13 protein-coding genes are annotated in these 15,736 nt (G+C 64.9%); 9 read left to right on the plus strand and 4 right to left on the minus strand.

Features of this window, described 5'->3' with window-relative positions; translation table 11 throughout:
• Window positions 1-65 precede the first annotated feature (65 nt).
• Window positions 66-1,145, minus strand: a complete 1,080-nt coding sequence (locus tag MTX35_RS16240; protein ID WP_243595977.1) for an ABC transporter ATP-binding protein — start codon at window positions 1,143-1,145, stop codon at window positions 66-68.
• A 78-nt stretch (window positions 1,146-1,223) separates the two neighbouring features.
• Complete coding sequence (locus MTX35_RS16245) at window positions 1,224-2,297, minus strand: LacI family DNA-binding transcriptional regulator (RefSeq protein WP_243595978.1); 1,074 nt, start codon at window positions 2,295-2,297, stop codon at window positions 1,224-1,226.
• A gap of 100 nt (window positions 2,298-2,397) precedes the next feature.
• Between MTX35_RS16245 and MTX35_RS16250 the strand changes: the two genes are divergently transcribed.
• From MTX35_RS16250 to MTX35_RS16265, 4 genes are read left to right on the plus strand one after another with little or no spacing between them, the layout of a single operon-like run.
• On the plus strand, window positions 2,398-3,744 hold the full coding sequence (locus MTX35_RS16250; RefSeq protein WP_243595979.1) for an ABC transporter substrate-binding protein: 1,347 nt from the start codon (window positions 2,398-2,400) through the stop codon (window positions 3,742-3,744).
• The gene (locus tag MTX35_RS16255; protein ID WP_243595980.1) at window positions 3,741-4,688 is read left to right on the plus strand and encodes a carbohydrate ABC transporter permease; all 948 of its coding nucleotides are present in this window, start codon (window positions 3,741-3,743) and stop codon (window positions 4,686-4,688) included. The genes MTX35_RS16250 and MTX35_RS16255 overlap by 4 nt, the downstream gene beginning before the upstream one ends.
• 2 nt (window positions 4,689-4,690) lie before the next feature.
• On the plus strand, window positions 4,691-5,515 hold the full coding sequence (locus MTX35_RS16260) for a carbohydrate ABC transporter permease (RefSeq protein WP_243595981.1): 825 nt from the start codon (window positions 4,691-4,693) through the stop codon (window positions 5,513-5,515).
• Window positions 5,516-5,555: 40 nt separating this feature from the next.
• Window positions 5,556-7,280: a glycoside hydrolase family 13 protein gene (locus MTX35_RS16265; protein WP_374230311.1), complete on the plus strand. Its 1,725-nt coding sequence runs from the start codon at window positions 5,556-5,558 to the stop codon at window positions 7,278-7,280.
• Window position 7,281: 1 nt separating this feature from the next.
• On the opposite strand, the gene eda is transcribed toward MTX35_RS16265, so the two are convergent.
• Both eda and edd read right to left on the minus strand, forming a co-directional pair.
• Window positions 7,282-7,899 carry a bifunctional 4-hydroxy-2-oxoglutarate aldolase/2-dehydro-3-deoxy-phosphogluconate aldolase gene (gene eda / locus MTX35_RS16270; RefSeq protein WP_243595983.1) on the minus strand — a complete coding sequence of 206 codons (618 nt, stop codon included), beginning with the start codon at window positions 7,897-7,899 and terminating at the stop codon, window positions 7,282-7,284.
• A 29-nt stretch (window positions 7,900-7,928) separates the two neighbouring features.
• A complete protein-coding gene (edd, locus tag MTX35_RS16275; RefSeq protein WP_243595984.1) occupies window positions 7,929-9,752 on the minus strand; it encodes a phosphogluconate dehydratase in 1,824 nt (607 codons plus the stop codon).
• A gap of 142 nt (window positions 9,753-9,894) precedes the next feature.
• Here edd and MTX35_RS16280 point away from each other — a divergent pair, with 142 nt between their 5' ends.
• The 5 genes from MTX35_RS16280 (at window position 9,895) to MTX35_RS16300 (ending at window position 15,682) form a co-directional block, all read left to right on the plus strand.
• Window positions 9,895-11,076, plus strand: a complete 1,182-nt coding sequence (locus tag MTX35_RS16280) for an ROK family transcriptional regulator (RefSeq protein ID WP_243595985.1) — start codon at window positions 9,895-9,897, stop codon at window positions 11,074-11,076.
• Between the two features lie 143 nt (window positions 11,077-11,219).
• A complete protein-coding gene (locus tag MTX35_RS16285) occupies window positions 11,220-13,493 on the plus strand; it encodes a carbon starvation CstA family protein (protein ID WP_243595986.1) in 2,274 nt (757 codons plus the stop codon).
• Window positions 13,494-13,664 (plus strand): YbdD/YjiX family protein, encoded by a 171-nt coding sequence (locus tag MTX35_RS16290; RefSeq protein ID WP_094641195.1) that lies wholly within the window; start codon window positions 13,494-13,496, stop codon window positions 13,662-13,664.
• Between the two features lie 57 nt (window positions 13,665-13,721).
• Entirely contained in the window at window positions 13,722-15,188 is a 1,467-nt protein-coding gene (locus MTX35_RS16295) for a DNA-3-methyladenine glycosylase 2 family protein (RefSeq protein WP_243595987.1), read from the plus strand.
• A complete protein-coding gene (locus tag MTX35_RS16300; protein ID WP_243595988.1) occupies window positions 15,185-15,682 on the plus strand; it encodes a methylated-DNA--[protein]-cysteine S-methyltransferase in 498 nt (165 codons plus the stop codon). The genes MTX35_RS16295 and MTX35_RS16300 overlap by 4 nt, the downstream gene beginning before the upstream one ends.
• Window positions 15,683-15,736: the final 54 nt, after the last annotated feature.

Consider the following 15,736-nt stretch of genomic DNA (forward strand, 5'->3'; position numbering starts at 1 on the left):
CCCCGATTGTTCGATGACGGACAACCAGTAGGACGCCGCACCGTCGCGTCCGGTTCCATCGGTCGCTACGTCAGTCGTTCTCCGCCGGGGGTGGTGGCGAAGATGTGGGCATGTGCCTCGTCGATACGAACGTGGACGACCTGCCCCTTCTCTGGAGGGTTGCGCCAATCGACGCGGGCGACCAGATGCTGAACCTGACCGTTGATGGTGGTGTTGCCGAACACGAATGCCTCGGATCCGAGTTCCTCGACCACGTCGATGGTCAGTTCCAGACCGCCCGAATCCGCGATCTGGACGTGCTCGGGTCGAATTCCGAACACCACTTCACGCCCTCTCGCGGCCGTGAGCACGTCGCGAGAAACGGGAACCAGTTGCTCGCCGATCTGCACGCCGCCGTCGGCGATGGGCACAGTGAACAGATTCATCGACGGTGAGCCCATGAACCCGGCAACGAACACGTTCACGGGGCTTCGGTAGAGCTCGCGAGGAGACGCGCACTGCTGCAGAACACCGGATTTCAGCACCGCCACCCGGTCGCCCATCGTCATGGCCTCGACCTGATCGTGGGTGACGTAGACGGTGGTGGTTCCGAGCCGGCGTTGCAGCTGAGCGATCTGGGTGCGGGTCTGCACTCGCAGTTTCGCGTCGAGGTTCGACAACGGCTCGTCCATGAGGAACACCTGTGGCTGACGAACGATGGCTCGCCCCATGGCAACTCGCTGGCGCTGCCCACCGGAGAGCGCCTTGGGTTTGCGGTCGAGGTAGTCACCGAGGTCGAGCATGTCGGCGGCCTCCCCGACGCGTGTGCGGATCTCGGCCTTGTCGGTGCCGGCGAGTTTGAGTGCGAAGCCCATGTTCTCGGCGACGCTCATGTGCGGGTACAGCGCGTAGTTCTGAAAGACCATCGCGATGTCGCGATCCTTGGGCTCGGAGTGCGTGACGTCGGTGCCGCCGATCATGATGCGGCCGCCGTCGACCTCCTCGAGACCGGCGAGCATGCGCAGCGAGGTGGACTTACCGCAGCCGGACGGGCCGACGAGAACGAGGAACTCGCCGTCCTCGATCTGCAGGTCGAGCGCGTCGACTGCCGGCGTACTGGATCCGGGGAAAAGCCTGGTTGCGCGGTCGTACGAGATTGTTGCCATGAGATTGAAATCCCTCCACCGGCAGGAACGTGCCGGACGATCCGAGTGGGCTGAACAAGGGTGAGCGCGGGGTCTCTCCTAGTGGTCTCGGGTGGCCTGCGCCGGCGGCCGCGTTCGGTTGGGCACCGGTCCGGTGCTGGCTCGAACGGTCAAGGTGATCGGTGCGGTGACGGCGCGGGGTGCGCCCTCGCCTGCGACGGGGTTCAACACGTCGAGAATGAGGCGAGCGGCGATTTCGCCTTGCTCGCGTACGGATTGGCGGACGGTGGTCAGGTCTGTCAGCGCGGCGACGGGATGATCGTCGATCCCGACGATCGAAATATCCTCCGGGAACCGCATACCGCGTCGACGCAGAGTTCGCATGACCCCGAGTGCGAGTTCGTCGCTGTGTGCAAAGACTGCGGTCGGCGGATCGCCCTGGGCAGCGTCGAAGATATCGTCCATTGCAGCCGCGGCGTTGAGTCCGCCCCAGTCCACATCCCGGATGAGCGAATTGTCCACGGCGACACCGGCGGCGGCCAACGCGTCGACGTAGCCCTCCGAGCGCCCCGATCGCATCGGCCACCCCGGCTGGTCCGGATCGTGTGCGGCGATCATCGCGATTCGTCGGTGGCCGAGCTCGACGAGGTGGTCGACGGCCGTTCGACCGGCCTGATAGTCGTCGATGCAGACGTACGGATACGCGGCACTCTGCCCACCTGCCGCGACGATCCCGACGCCCATCAGCTCGAGCCTCTCCTGCTCGACGCGATCGACCGGAAAGGCAACCACCACAACGGCATCGACTTTTCGACGCGCGGGCAACCTACTGAAGAAGTCCTGGCGATCCTCGGGTCCCCCGACCTGATAGAGCAGCAGGTCGACGTTGGCCGCGGCGAGCACCGTCTCGATTCCATTGACCATCTCACCGAAGAACCAGCGTTCGACGTGCGGAACGACCAACGCCACTCGCTGCGTTCGGCTCCCACTCGCCAGGCGTACCGCGTCCGGCGACACCACGTAGTCGAGGCGTCGGGCGGTAGCAAGAACTTTGTCTCTCGTCGCCGCCGATACGCCGTAGGAATTGTTCAGGGCGCGTGAGGCGGTGGTGAGGGAAACGCCGGCTTCACGAGCGATATCGCTCAAGCTCAGGGATCCACGTTGGTCGGTCACGAGGCGAGCGTAACCCCAACCACTTGATTTCGGAAGCGCTTCCGACATATGCTCCGGAAGCGCTTCCGAACTGTGATGCGCATCTCACTGCGGAGGTACGATGAATTCACATCACACAGCTGGATCGAGGTGGATGCGACGCCTCGCGGTCGCCGCCTGCGCCGCACTTCTCCCCACCGCGGCGGCCTGCGCACCGCCCGGCAGTGGTAACACCACCAGCTCTCCCGCGGCTCCCGTCGAGGTCAGTACCGATCTCGGCACCGAGCCGATCGAGCTGACCCTCTACGACGGTGCCGGCCTGAAGGCGATCGACGAAGCCCTGATCGCAGCGTTCACCGAACTCCACCCGAACGTGACCATCACCGCCCGCTACGACCCGGACGACGTTCAGGCAGTCAACGCACCCCGCGTGATCAGCTCCGCGGATCCGCCCGACATCGCGCGGATCATCGCACTGCCGGCTGCGGTGAACAACAACCAGCTGACCGTGCTCGACCCGTGGGCCGAGGCCTACGGATGGAACGATCTGCCCGCGGGCCAACTGGCCATGTATCGCGTCGACGAGAACGGCGTCCGAGGCAGCGGGCAGCAGTACACGATGGCCAGCGGATTCACCGTCACCGGTCTGTACTACAACAAGGCACTCGCCCGAGAGATCGGTATGACCGAACCACCATCCACTCTCGCGGAATTCGAGACTGCGCTCGTATCCGCGAAAGCCGCAGGAATCCTCCCCATCATGGCCGGCAACAAGAACGCTCAGGTCACCTTCGCCGTCCAGATGATGCTCAACACCTACCTGGGGCGAGATGCCATGAACGACTGGGTCTTCAACACTCCGGGTGCAACCCTGGACACTCCGACCGCAGTGGACGCAGCATCGGTGGTCGCCGAGTGGGCGCAGCAGGGCTACTACCCCGAGGACACCAACGGTACCGACGCCACCACTGCCGCGGGCAGATTCGCCGAGGGCGAGGGACTCTTCTACGCGTCGGGAAACTGGGACTCCTCGACGCTGCAGACCAAGTTGGGCGACAACGTCGGCTTCATGCTGCCACCCACACGAGACGGAAGCGTGCTGGCGATGTCGGATCCGGTCTCGAATTTCGCGATCCCATCCGGTTCCGACAACAAGAACGCCGCCGCTGCGTTTCTCGACTTCCTTCGCTCGGACGCCGGTCGGCAGGTTGCCGTCGATGCCGGGTTCGCACCGTCCGGCACCGGCGACATACCCGCCACCGAGCCCGGATCCGTGGGCGCGGACGTCCAGGACGCCTTCGGGCGACTCGTCGACGGCAACGGCCAGGTTCAGTTCGTGCAGAACGCCACCAACGGCATGACCGGAACATGGCTGCCGCAAGTCCAGATGCTCGTCGCGGACAGGACCACGCCCGCCGAGATGATGAGCGCCATCCAATCCGCCTACGAGCAGGACCTTCTGAAATGACCGCCACCACGCACCGAACCCAGTCCCCCACGGCCGCAACGACGCCGAGACACCCAGCCGGGCGAGTGGAACGAATCACCCGCGCACGACGCGCCCTCACCGGCTGGCTGTTCGTCCTCCCCGCAGCGTTGGTCTACGGCGTGTTCGTTCTACGGCCCCTGTTGACGACCATCTGGTATTCCTTCTACAACTGGGACGGCATCTCGGTCGGCAGCTGGGTGGGGCTCGACAATTACGGCCGCGTGCTCACCGACCCGCAGCTGCTGTCGTCGATCGGACACGCGTTCTTCCTCATCCTGTTCTTCACCGTCTTCCCGGTCATCGGCGGCCTTCTCGTCGCTGCTCTGTTGCAGGAGATCCGCATACGTGGCCTCGGAACTGCTGCCCGTACGTTGCTGTTCCTGCCGCAGATCATTCCCGGCGCAGCAGCCGCAGTGGCCTGGGTGTGGATGTTCTCCAGCAACGGAACCGTCAACCAGGCGCTCTCGGCGATCGGCCTGGAGAGCATCACTCGGTCGTGGCTCGGCGACTTCGACTGGGCACTGCCCGCCGTCGGAATCATCGGCACCTGGCTCGGATTGGGCTTCTGCACCATCCTGCTGATCTCCGGCATCGGAAAGATCGACACTTCGATCTACGAGGCCGCCCGCATCGACGGTGCCGGCTTCTTCCACACCTTTCGCTACGTCACCGTCCCGGCACTGCGAGCAGAAATCGGTGTGTGCGTCACCGTCACCGTCATCGCCGCCCTCGCCAGCTTCGACATAGTGTTCATGTCCACCCAGGGCGGTCCTGGATACTCCACCACCGTCCCCGGCGTGCAGATCTACCAACTCGGATTCACCGAATCCCGGGTCGGGCTCGCCAGCGCACTCGCCGTCGTCCTCACCGCGTTGATCCTGGTGGTCATCGTGCCCCTCCAGCGCATCTTCAGGGAGAAGTGACCATGAAAACCTCCGTACGTCAACGGGTTCCAGGCCTGGTACTGCTGATCGGCACGATGATCTTCTCGATCCTGCCGCTGCTGAGCATGCTTTCGGCCGCGCTGCAACCGCAGGGCACCGTCCCGCTAGGCCTGTCCTGGCCGTCGGACCCCCAGTGGCACAACTTCGTCGACGCGTGGCGGGTCGCCGAGGTGACACCGCTGTTGATCTCGAGCATCATCCTGGTCGCGGGAGTGGTACCGGTCGCGGCCCTGTTCGCCGCGATGGCCGGCTACGGACTCGGTCAGCTGAAAGTCCCCGGCGGTACAGCGGTGTTCCTGCTTCTCCTCCTGGGCCTGACGCTCCCGAGGGAAGCGACGATCGTTCCGCTCTACTACCAGCTGCGCGAGATGAACTTGCTCAACACCAGATTGGGGCTGATCCTCGTACTCATCGGAACGTTCATGCCCTTCGCCGTCTTCTGGATGCGCGCGCACTTCCTGTCGATGCCCAAGGAACTCACCGAAGCAGCATCACTCGACGGCGCAGGTGCATGGAAAGCGTTCCGATACATACAGATTCCCCTGGCAGTACCGGCCCTGGCGTCGATGTGCCTGCTGCTGTTCCTGTGGACGTGGAACACGTTTCTCCAGGCCATCGTCTTGATCGACGACCCGGCCAAACGAACGATGGCGGGGGCGCTGCAGAACTTCGTGGGTCAGTACTCCACCGATGTGGTTCTGCTCAACGCCGGCTCGTTGCTCATCATGGCTCCCACCATCGTGGTGTTCCTCATCTTCCAACGCCACTTCGTGAAAGCGATGATCTCCGGTGCCGTCAAGGGCTGACCTCACGACCATCGAAAGCTGCACTCCCAGAAAGAATATGATGACCGACATCCAGAATTCAGTTCAGCCCGTCTCGACGAGCGACATCGATGCCGACTGGTGGCGTCAGGCAGCGGTCTACCAGATCTACCCGCGCAGCTTCGCCGATTCCAACGGCGACGGGATCGGCGATCTCCGCGGCATCACGAACAAGGTTGCGTACCTGAGCGATCTCGGGATCGACGCGGTGTGGCTGAGTCCCTTCTATCCGTCGGCGCTGGCCGACGGGGGATACGACGTAGACGACTATCGCAACGTCGATCCCACCATCGGCACGCTCGACGAGTTCGACGAGCTGGTCGCGGGTCTACACGACGCTGGAATCAGGATCATCGTCGATATCGTCCCCAACCACACCTCGAATCGGCACGCCTGGTTCGAGGAGGCACTCGCATCACCGCGTGATTCGAAGGCCCGTGCACGCTACATCTTTCACGACGGTCGCGGCGAGAACGGTGAACTCCCGCCCACCGACTGGACGTCGATGTTCGGCGGCAGCGCCTGGGAGCGCATCATCGAGCCGGACGGAACGCCCGGCCAGTGGTACCTGCACCTGTTCGCCCCGGAGCAGCCGGACCTGAACTGGGACAACCCCGAAGTCAACGAGGACTTCCTGACGACCCTGCGATTCTGGTCCGACCGAGGTGTCGACGGCTTTCGCGTCGATGTGGCGCACGCCCTCAAGAAAGACATGACTGCGGCTGTGCACGGCAACTGGACCACCGATCCCGACGAGGTCTTCACCCGCAGCGACCATCCCCTGTGGGACCGCGACGACGTCCATTCCGTCTATGCCGCATGGCGAACGGTGTTCGACGAGTACACCCCTCCTCGGATGGCAGTCGCGGAGGTGTGGGTACCACCCCATCGAGTGACCAGGTACGCGTCGCCGACGGGGCTCGGGCAGGCGTTCAATTTCGATCTCCTCAAGGCGGATTTCGACGCCGACCAGTTCCGCCGGATCATCGAGACGAACCTGGAGTACGCAGCGCAGTCCGGTGCGTCGTCGACCTGGGTTTTCTCCAACCACGATGTGGTCCGCCACGCCACAAGATACGGCCTGCCCAAGGGCACGGGTGGCAAGGACCAGCACGGAAACAACAAGGGCACCGACGGTATCGATTGGCTGTTCGGTGGCGGCGATCCGGCCGAGGTCGACGCAGAACGTGGCCTCCGCCGCGCGAAGGCCGCGACCCTGCTGATGCTCGCCCTTCCCGGCTCGGCATACCTGTATCAGGGAGAAGAGCTCGGTCTACCCGAAGTCGGCCAGATTCCCGACGCCGATCGTCGGGATCCGATCTTCTTCCGCAACGGTAGCGAGGTCGGCCGCGACGGTTGCCGAGTTCCGTTGCCGTGGCAGTCCGACGGTCCGTCCTTCGGATTCGGTTCCGGCGATGCGCACCTGCCGCAACCCGAATGGTTCGCCGAGTATGCCGCGAATGCACAGATGTCCGAATCGGATTCGACTCTCGGCTTGTACCGCGCCGCTCTCGCGTTGCGCCGCCGTCTGCAGGGCGCGGAAACGCTCGAGTGGATCGAGACCCAGGACGATGCCCTGCACTTCGTTCGACCCGGTGGCTGGCACATCGTGACCAACTTCGGCACCTCGCCGGTAGAGCTTCCCGGTGGGGACGTCCTCGTCTCGACCGTTCCACTCGAGGACGGCAGGCTCCCCGCCGAGGCGACAGCGTGGGTCGCGGGCCCGCACCTGACGCTCGTGCGGTAGCTCAGACCAGTTCGGCCGTGGCTGCCGCGAGAGTGACGATGGCATCCCAATCTTGTTCTGCGACAGCCGCGGCCGGAGTGAGCCACGATCCCCCGACACATTCGACGTTGGGAAGCGCCAGATAGCTCGATGCATTGGCGGTGGAGATTCCACCCGTCGGGCAGAAGCGTGCGGCCGGGATGGGCGAGTGGATCGATTTCAGGAAATTCGCGCCACCCGACGCCTCGGCCGGGAAGAACTTGAGCTCGGTGTAGCCGGCTTCGAGGAGAGTGAGCACCTCGGACACCGTTGCGGCACCGGGCAGATGTGGTAGTCCGGTGTCGCGCATGGCCTTCGTCAGGGAAGGCGTGCAACCGGGCGAGACCAGGAACTGAGCACCCGCGTCGGCGGCCTGCTTTGCCTGGCCGGGAGTGATGATCGTGCCTGCGCCGACGAGGATCTCGGGGACCTCCGCCGCGATGCGCTCGATGGCGTCGAGTGCCACCGGAGTGCGCAAGGTCAGCTCGATCACGGGCACTCCGCCCTGCACCAGGGCACGGGCGATCGGAACGGCGTACTCGAGATCGTCGATGACGACGACGGGAATCACGGGTACGCGGTCGAGCAGGGATACAGTCACGTTCTTACCTTCTTCTGGAGTTACAGGGCTCAACGCATCACGAACATCGCGCCCTCGTCGGCCGGGCCGACGAGCGCACGCATACCGGAGAACAGGTCACGGCCGGTGCTGGACCACTCGTCGGCGTCCAACACGCGACCGGTGACCGGTCGAGCCTCGAACTCGTCGAGCGGAACGTCGATCGACAATGTGCCGTCGAGGGAGTCGAGAGTGATCATGTCACCGTCGAGAATTTTCGCGATCGGTCCCCCACTCGCGGCCTCGGGCGTGAGATGAATTGCTGCAGCGACTTTTCCGGAGGCACCGGACATCCGGCCGTCCGTGATCAGCGCGACGGACCGCCCCTTGTCCTGCAGGATTCCGAGTGCCGGGGTGAGCTTGTGCAACTCGGGCATGCCGTTGGCCTGCGGGCCCTGATAACGCAGCACAGCAACGAAGTCGCCGTCGAGAAGCCCTGCGTCGAATGCCTCGAGGAAGTCCGCTTGGTCGTCGAACACTCGCGCCGGTCCGGTGACCACCCGATGTTCGGGAGCCAAGGCAGAAGTCTTGATGACACATTTTCCGATCGGTCCGGTCAGCATCTTCAGTCCGCCGTCGGCACTGAACGGCTCGTTCGCACCACGTAACACGGTGTCGTCGTGGCTCATTCGAGTGCCGTCCTGCCACATCACCCCGTCGCCGTCGAGCTTCGGCTCCTGCGTGTAGCGGCGCAGACCCTGCCCGGCAACGGTTTTCACATCGTCGTGCATCAGCCCGGCGTCGAGCAGAGATCCGATGACGAACCCGAGTCCGCCGGCGGCGTGGAAATGGTTGACGTCGGCTTTGCCGTTGGGGTAGATCCTGGCCATCAGCGGAACCACGGCCGACAGATCGGAGAGGTCCTGCCACGTCAGCGTGATACCCGCAGCCTTTGCGATGGCGACGAGGTGCATCGTGTGATTGGTCGAACCACCGGTGGCCAGCAACGCGACGCAGCCGTTCACGATCGACTTGACGTCGACGACCTCCCCCACCGGGGTGTAGTTGTCGCCCAACGACGTCAGACCGGTGACGACATGGGCGGCTTCGCGGGTCAATGCGTCGCGCATCGCGGTTCCGGGGTTGACGAACGACGAGCCGGGCAGATGCAGACCCATGACCTCCATGAGCAGCTGGTTGGAGTTGGCCGTTCCGAAGAACGTGCACGTGCCACTGCCGTGATACGACGCGGCCTCGGCGTCCAGCAGTGCCTCTCGACCCACCTTGCCCTCGGCGTAGAGCTGGCGGGCTTTCGCCTTCTCGCCGTTGGGAAGTCCGGACGTCATCGGACCCGCGGGCACGAACACAGCGGGCAGATGACCGAAACTCAGTGCACCGATGAGCATTCCGGGGACGATCTTGTCGCACACGCCGAGCATGAGGGTGGCGTCGAACATGTCGTGGGACAGCGCAATTGCCGTGGACATCGCGATGATGTCCCGACTGAACAGAGACAGTTGCATGCCGTCGCGGCCCTGGGTGATGCCGTCGCACATGGCGGGGACGCCCCCGGCGAACTGCGCGATGCCGCCGGCGTCGATGACGGATTTCTTGAGCACAGCGGGGTAGGTCTCGAACGGCTTGTGCGCAGAGAGCATGTCGTTGTAGGCGGAGACGATCGCGATGTTGGGCTTGACCATGCCGCGGAGCGCCTTCTTGTCGGCCGTTCCTGAGGCTGCGAAGCCGTGGGCGATGTTGGCGCAGGCGAGTCGGCCACGGGCCGGGCCGCGGTCTCCGGCTGCCGCGATGCGAGCGAGGTATTTGGTGCGATCGGACTGGCTGCGGTCTGCGATGCGGTCGGTTACCTGACGCAGAACCGGGTGAAGTGTGTCCATGAGTATCTCCGATGTTCGGTCTCTCACGACTGAGCCTAAAGCCAGTTAAGTACATCGGCAACCCAACTTATGTTTTTCAAAGTTCTAAGTAGCAATTCTTAGGGTGTTGCCGTAAAAGTTGCCAGTTGGTTGAATGGCGTATATGTCGATGCCGCGCCTGAGCGCTCCACCTGCGACTGCAGGTGAGATCTTTGCTCTGGTTCGCGACGGCGAAGCCGATACCCGCGCGGAGTTGGGCCGGATCACCGGACTCTCCAGGTCGGCAGTCGCCTCCCGCGTCGCCGCACTCACCGGCCTCGGCTTGATCATCGAAACCGAGGACACCCACTCGACGGGAGGGCGTCCCCCGGCGCGACTGTCCTTCGACGTCGACGCGGGAGTCGTACTCGCCGCCGCGATCGGCCGCAGTCGCTCGCAATTGGGCGTGTTCACTCTCGGCGGGGAGTTTCTCGCGAGCGATACCGTCGAACAGGAGATCGGCATCGGCCCGGACGAGCTGATGCCGCAGATCACCAAGCGTTTGCAGGCATTGCTCGACGAGTCGCACCGAACCGAACATCGAATCCTCGGCGTCGGCCTGTCCATCCCCGGCACCGCCGACACCGCACGGGGGTGCAGCCTGGACTCGCCGATCATGCACGGCTGGGACGGTGTGCCGCTGGCCCCGTTCTTCGCCGACACCACGTCGGCTCCGGTGTTTCTCGACAACGACGCCAACGCGATGGTGCTCGCCGAACGCCGGGACAACCGAGATCGCTTCCAGAACGCCCTCTTGGTCAAGGCCTCGACGGGTCTCGGTGCCGGGATCGTGGCGGGCGGCGCGCTACAACGTGGATCACTGGGCGCGGCAGGCGAATTCGGCCACACGAAGACCGCAGCCGCCGCCGGGGTCGCGTGCCGGTGCGGCGACAGCGGCTGCCTCGAAGCCATCGCAGGCGGCTGGGCGCTGGTGCGCGCACTCAACGAGCAGGGCCGAGAAGTGGGCCACATCCGAGGCGTCGTCGACCTCGCGGTGAGCGGCGACCCCGAAGCACGCAGACTCATCCGTGACAGCGGACGCCACATCGGCGAAACCCTCGCCGGGGCCGTGAACCTGCTCAACCCCGAGGTGCTCATCATCGGCGGCGACATGGCCAACGCCTACGACATCTTCGTCGCAGGACTGCGCGAGACCGTCTACGGAAACGCCACCGCCCTGGCCACCAAGGCCCTCACCATCCAGTCGACCACCCACGGCGACCTCTCCGGAGTCATCGGCAGTGCAGCACTGGTATTGGACCAGGTACTCAGCGCCCGGGCCGTCGACGACGCCCTCGGCAGCTAGCAGCAGGCGGTCTCACGGCCCGATTGCCGCTCGTCGCACTCCAGCGACCGCCGGGCGCACCACGAAGCCTCGATTCGAGGACGTGCACCTGCGCCACACATAGGGTGATCGCAGTCACACCTGCGATCCTGGAGACCCCACACATGTCACTGAAAGCGCCCGACGATCCCCACGTCGAACTGCTGAAGACAGACCCCGACCTACCACCGGTCGGAGTCGTCGAATCACATCCGATGACCACGGCAAAGCGTCTGATGCTCGTCGCCATCGGCCTCCTCGGCGGTGTTGCGTGGACGATCATCGCGATAGTGCGGGGGGAGAACCCCAACGCCGTCTGGTTCGTCATCGCCGCGGTGTGCACGTACATCTTCGCTTTTCGCTTCTACGCCAGGCTGATCGAACGCAAGATCGTCTTCCCACGCGACGACCGCGCCACTCCTGCCGAGATACTGGAAAACGGCAAGGACTACATGCCGACGGATCGTCGGGTGCTGTTCGGCCACCACTTCGCCGCGATCGCCGGAGCGGGCCCGCTCGTCGGACCCGTCCTCGCCGCCCAGATGGGCTACCTCCCGGGCACCATGTGGATCATCATCGGCGTCGTGTTCGCCGGTGCGGTGCAGGACTTCCTGGTGCTGTGGATCTCCACTCGCCGCCACGGCCGCAGCCTCGGTCAGATGGCCCGCGACGAACTCGGAGTCGTCGGCGGCACCGCCGCCCTGATCGCCGTGTTCACCATCATGATCATCCTGATCGCCGTGCTCGCACTGGTCGTCGTCAACGCCCTCGCCGAAAGTCCCTGGGGCGTCTTCTCCATCGCACTCACCATCCCGATCGCGCTGTTCATGGGCGTCTACCTGCGCTTCCTGCGACCGGGTGCCGTCACCGAGGTCTCGCTCATCGGCGTCGTCCTGCTGTTGTTCGCGATCATCGCCGGCGGCTGGGTGTCCGAAACCGATTGGGGCAACAACTGGTTCACGCTGTCGAAGGTGACCGTCGCCTGGCTGCTCATCGGCTACGGTCTGCTCGCCTGCATCCTGCCGGTATGGCTGCTACTCGCACCGCGTGACTACCTGTCGACGTTCATGAAGGTCGGCACCATCGCACTGCTGGCCGTCGGAATTCTCATCGCCCGTCCCGAGATCCAGATGCCCGCGATGACCACCTTCGCCACCGAGGGCAACGGCCCGGCGTTCGCCGGCTCGCTGTTCCCGTTCCTGTTCATCACCATCGCTTGCGGTGCCCTGTCCGGCTTTCACGCACTGATCTCCTCGGGCACCACGCCGAAGTTGCTCGAGAAGGAAAAGCAGATGCGGATGATCGGTTACGGAGGCATGCTGACCGAATCGTTCGTCGCCATCATGGCTCTGATCACCGCCTGCGTTCTCGATCAGCACCTCTACTTCGCACTCAACGCACCGACTGCGCTCACCGGCGGGACTCCGGAGACCGCAGTGCCATACCTCAACGGACTCGGCTTGAGCGGCGGGGACATCACCCCGGCCGAATTGAGCCAGGCCGCAGCCGATGTGGGCGAGGAGTCGATCATCTCCCGCACCGGCGGCGCCCCGACCCTCGCGTTCGGCATGTCCGAGGTACTGAGCCAGGTCTTCGGCGGAGCGGGACTCAAGTCGTTCTGGTACCACTTCGCGATCATGTTCGAGGCGCTGTTCATCCTCACCACGGTCGATGCAGGCACCCGCGTCGCACGCTTCATGCTCTCCGACAGCATCGGCAACCTGCCCGGTGCATCGGCCAAGAAGTTCAAGGATCCGTCGTGGCGTCCCGGTGCCTGGATCTGCTCGATCATCGTCGTCGCAGCCTGGGGCGCAATCCTTCTCATGGGCGTCACCGATCCCCTGGGCGGCATCAACACCCTGTTCCCGCTGTTCGGTATCGCCAACCAGCTGCTGGCGGCGATCGCGCTGACGGTGGTACTCGTCATCGTCGTCAAACGAGGTCTCTACAAGTGGGCGTGGATTCCCGGAGTTCCACTGGCCTGGGACCTCATCGTGACGATGACGGCGTCGTACCAGAAGATCTTCTCCTCGGTCCCGGCCATCGGTTACTGGACGCAACACTCGCAGTTCCGCGATGCCAAGGCGCAGGGCCTCAGCGAGTTCCGCACCGCCGGGACACCCGAGGCCATCGACGCCGTCATCCGCAACACCTTCATTCAGGGCACGCTGTCGATCATTTTCGCGGTACTCGTCCTGGTCGTCGTGTTCGCCGGAGTGTGGGTGTGCATCAAGGCCGTTCGAGGAGACACCCTGCCCGACAACGAGGAGCCCGAGGTGCCGTCGAAGATCTTCGGTCCCACCGGTTTCGTCCTCACCCCGGCCGAGAAGAAGATCCAGGCCGAATGGGACGAGCTGATCGACGCCGGCACCGTCCGTCGACCCGGATCGGCGCACTAGATGCGCGGGCTGTGGTGGTGGATCACCTCGGTGATGGGCGACCACGATTACGACCGCTATGTCGCCCATCTGGCCCGCCACCATCCGGATCAGGAACCGCCGACCGTGCGGCAGTACTGGAAGGACCGGCACGCGGAGGCGGACCGAAACCCCGGGGCCCGATGCTGTTGACACGGTGATGTCCGATTCCCGCTAGCACCGACGCGTCCGCGCTGACACAGTAGGTGCATGAGCAGCGAACGGCAGGTGCAAGAGCTGGACTTCGATCGGTGTTATCGCGCGGTCTCCTCGCGTGACGCACGGTTCGACGGCCAGTTCTTCACCGCCGTCTCCACCACCGGCATCTACTGCCGACCCTCCTGCCCGGCCCGTACACCCAAGCCGAGCAACGTCTCGTTTCTGGCCACCGCAGCGGCGGCGCAACAATCCGGCTACCGCGCCTGCCGCCGCTGCCAGCCCGACGCCTCCCCCGGTTCCCCACGGTGGAACATCCACTCGGACCTCAATTCTCGCGCCATGCGGTTGATCTCCGACGGAGCCGTCGAACGCGGGGGTGTCGACGGCCTCGCGAGCACCCTCGGTTACTCGAGCCGGCAACTGACCCGCGTGTTGACCGCCGAAGTCGGTGCAGGCCCGCTCGCTCTGGCCCGCGCGCACCGCGCCCATACCGCCCGCACCCTGATCCAGACCACGGACATGTCGATGGCCGACGTCGCCTTCGCGGCCGGGTTCTCCAGCGTCCGGCAATTCAACGACACCATCAAGGAAGTCTTCGCCGTCGACCCGTCGACGCTGCGTCGCGAGGCACACCGCACCGCCGTACCGACCGCAGGCGGAACCGTCACGCTACGGTTGCCGTACCGCCCACCGCTCGATCGCGGCTGGATCGAGTGGTTCCTTCGAGGCCACGTGGTCGATGGCATCGAATCCTTCGCCGAGGACGGCGAATACGTGAGATCCCTGAGCCTGCCGCACGCCGCCGGACTCGTCGCACTACGGGTGATGGACGGATTTGTCAGTGCCGCAGTGACATTGCAGGACATGCGCGATCTGGCTCCTGCCGTCGCCCGCATCCGACACCTGCTGGACCTCGATGCCGATCCACTCGCCGTCGACGACGCCCTGCGCGCAGACCCGCAGTTGGCAGCGAGCGTCGACGCCCACCCGGGGATTCGCGCCCTCGGAGTGGTCGACGGCGCAGAGATGTTGCTGCGCACGGTGATCGGACAGCAGATCTCCCTGAAGGCCGCGGCCACCCACACCGCCCGGCTCGTCGACGCTCTCGGTGCACCACTCGATCTCGGCAACGACACGGTCACCAGGTTGTTTCCCGAACCTGCCGTCATCGCCGAACGAGGCCACGAGGTACTCACCGGACCTACCGCCCGGGTCCAGACCGTCATCCGCGTCGCCGACGCCATCGCGTCGGGAACCGTCGTGCTGCATCCCGCGCGAGAAGGGCCGGAACTGGAGCGAGAACTACTCGCGCTCAAAGGAATCGGCCCCTGGACCGCCCGGTACGTCGTGATGCGGCTACTCGGCGACCCCGATGTTCTGCTCGATACCGACCTGGTCGTCCGCCAGGGCGCACAAGCCCTGGACATCTCGCTGAAGGACTCCGCCCGCTGGGCTCCGTGGCGTTCGTACGTCTCGATGCACCTGTGGATCACCGCACTGGAAAGAAGACGAGCATGACTGCCACCGCCGCCACCCAGGACACCCCGATCGGGCCGTTCAGCACCATCGTCGACGCCGATCAGCGCGTCCTCGCATCCGGGTGGACCGCCGACGTCGAGGAACTGCGCGTCCTGATCCACTCGACGATGCGCCCCGAGACCGTCCGCGCTGTGTCCGATCTCGGCGACGTGACCCGCGCCGTCGACAGCTATCACCGCGGCGAGCTGAGGGCTGTCGACTCCGTGGCCGTCGCACAACGATCCGGCGAATTTCTCATGCATGCCTGGGGCGTATTGCGCACCGTCGAACCCGGCGCGCCGGTGACCTACTCCGAGTTCGCCGAACTGTCCGGGAGACCGGCGGCCATCCGCGGAGCTGCGTCGGCATGCGCTCGCAATGCCGCTGCACTGTTCGTGCCGTGCCACCGGGTGGTGCGCATCGGCGGCGGACTCGGCGGTTTCCGCTGGGGACTGCCGGTGAAGAAGTGGTTGCTGGCGCACGAGGCGGCCTGACCGGCCTTGTCTTGGACGGCGGTGACATACAGCTGGGCACGCCGGGACGTTATG

Origin of the sequence: Rhodococcus sp. ARC_M12 (genome assembly GCF_022810385.1) — a bacterium.
GTDB lineage: Bacteria > Actinomycetota > Actinomycetes > Mycobacteriales > Mycobacteriaceae > Rhodococcoides > Rhodococcoides navarretei.

Coding starts and splice junctions, on each gene's coding strand:
- MTX35_RS16240 (WP_243595977.1), bottom strand. CDS start 1,145: ATGGCAACAATCTCGTACGACCGCGCAACCAGGCTTTTCCCCGGATCC.
- MTX35_RS16250 (WP_243595979.1), top strand. CDS start 2,398: ATGAATTCACATCACACAGCTGGATCGAGGTGGATGCGACGCCTCGCG.
- MTX35_RS16255 (WP_243595980.1), top strand. CDS start 3,741: ATGACCGCCACCACGCACCGAACCCAGTCCCCCACGGCCGCAACGACG.
- MTX35_RS16260 (WP_243595981.1), top strand. CDS start 4,691: ATGAAAACCTCCGTACGTCAACGGGTTCCAGGCCTGGTACTGCTGATC.
- MTX35_RS16265 (WP_374230311.1), top strand. CDS start 5,556: ATGACCGACATCCAGAATTCAGTTCAGCCCGTCTCGACGAGCGACATC.
- edd (WP_243595984.1), bottom strand. CDS start 9,752: ATGGACACACTTCACCCGGTTCTGCGTCAGGTAACCGACCGCATCGCA.
- MTX35_RS16280 (WP_243595985.1), top strand. CDS start 9,895: ATGTCGATGCCGCGCCTGAGCGCTCCACCTGCGACTGCAGGTGAGATC.
- MTX35_RS16285 (WP_243595986.1), top strand. CDS start 11,220: ATGTCACTGAAAGCGCCCGACGATCCCCACGTCGAACTGCTGAAGACA.
- MTX35_RS16290 (WP_094641195.1), top strand. CDS start 13,494: ATGCGCGGGCTGTGGTGGTGGATCACCTCGGTGATGGGCGACCACGAT.
- MTX35_RS16295 (WP_243595987.1), top strand. CDS start 13,722: ATGAGCAGCGAACGGCAGGTGCAAGAGCTGGACTTCGATCGGTGTTAT.
- MTX35_RS16300 (WP_243595988.1), top strand. CDS start 15,185: ATGACTGCCACCGCCGCCACCCAGGACACCCCGATCGGGCCGTTCAGC.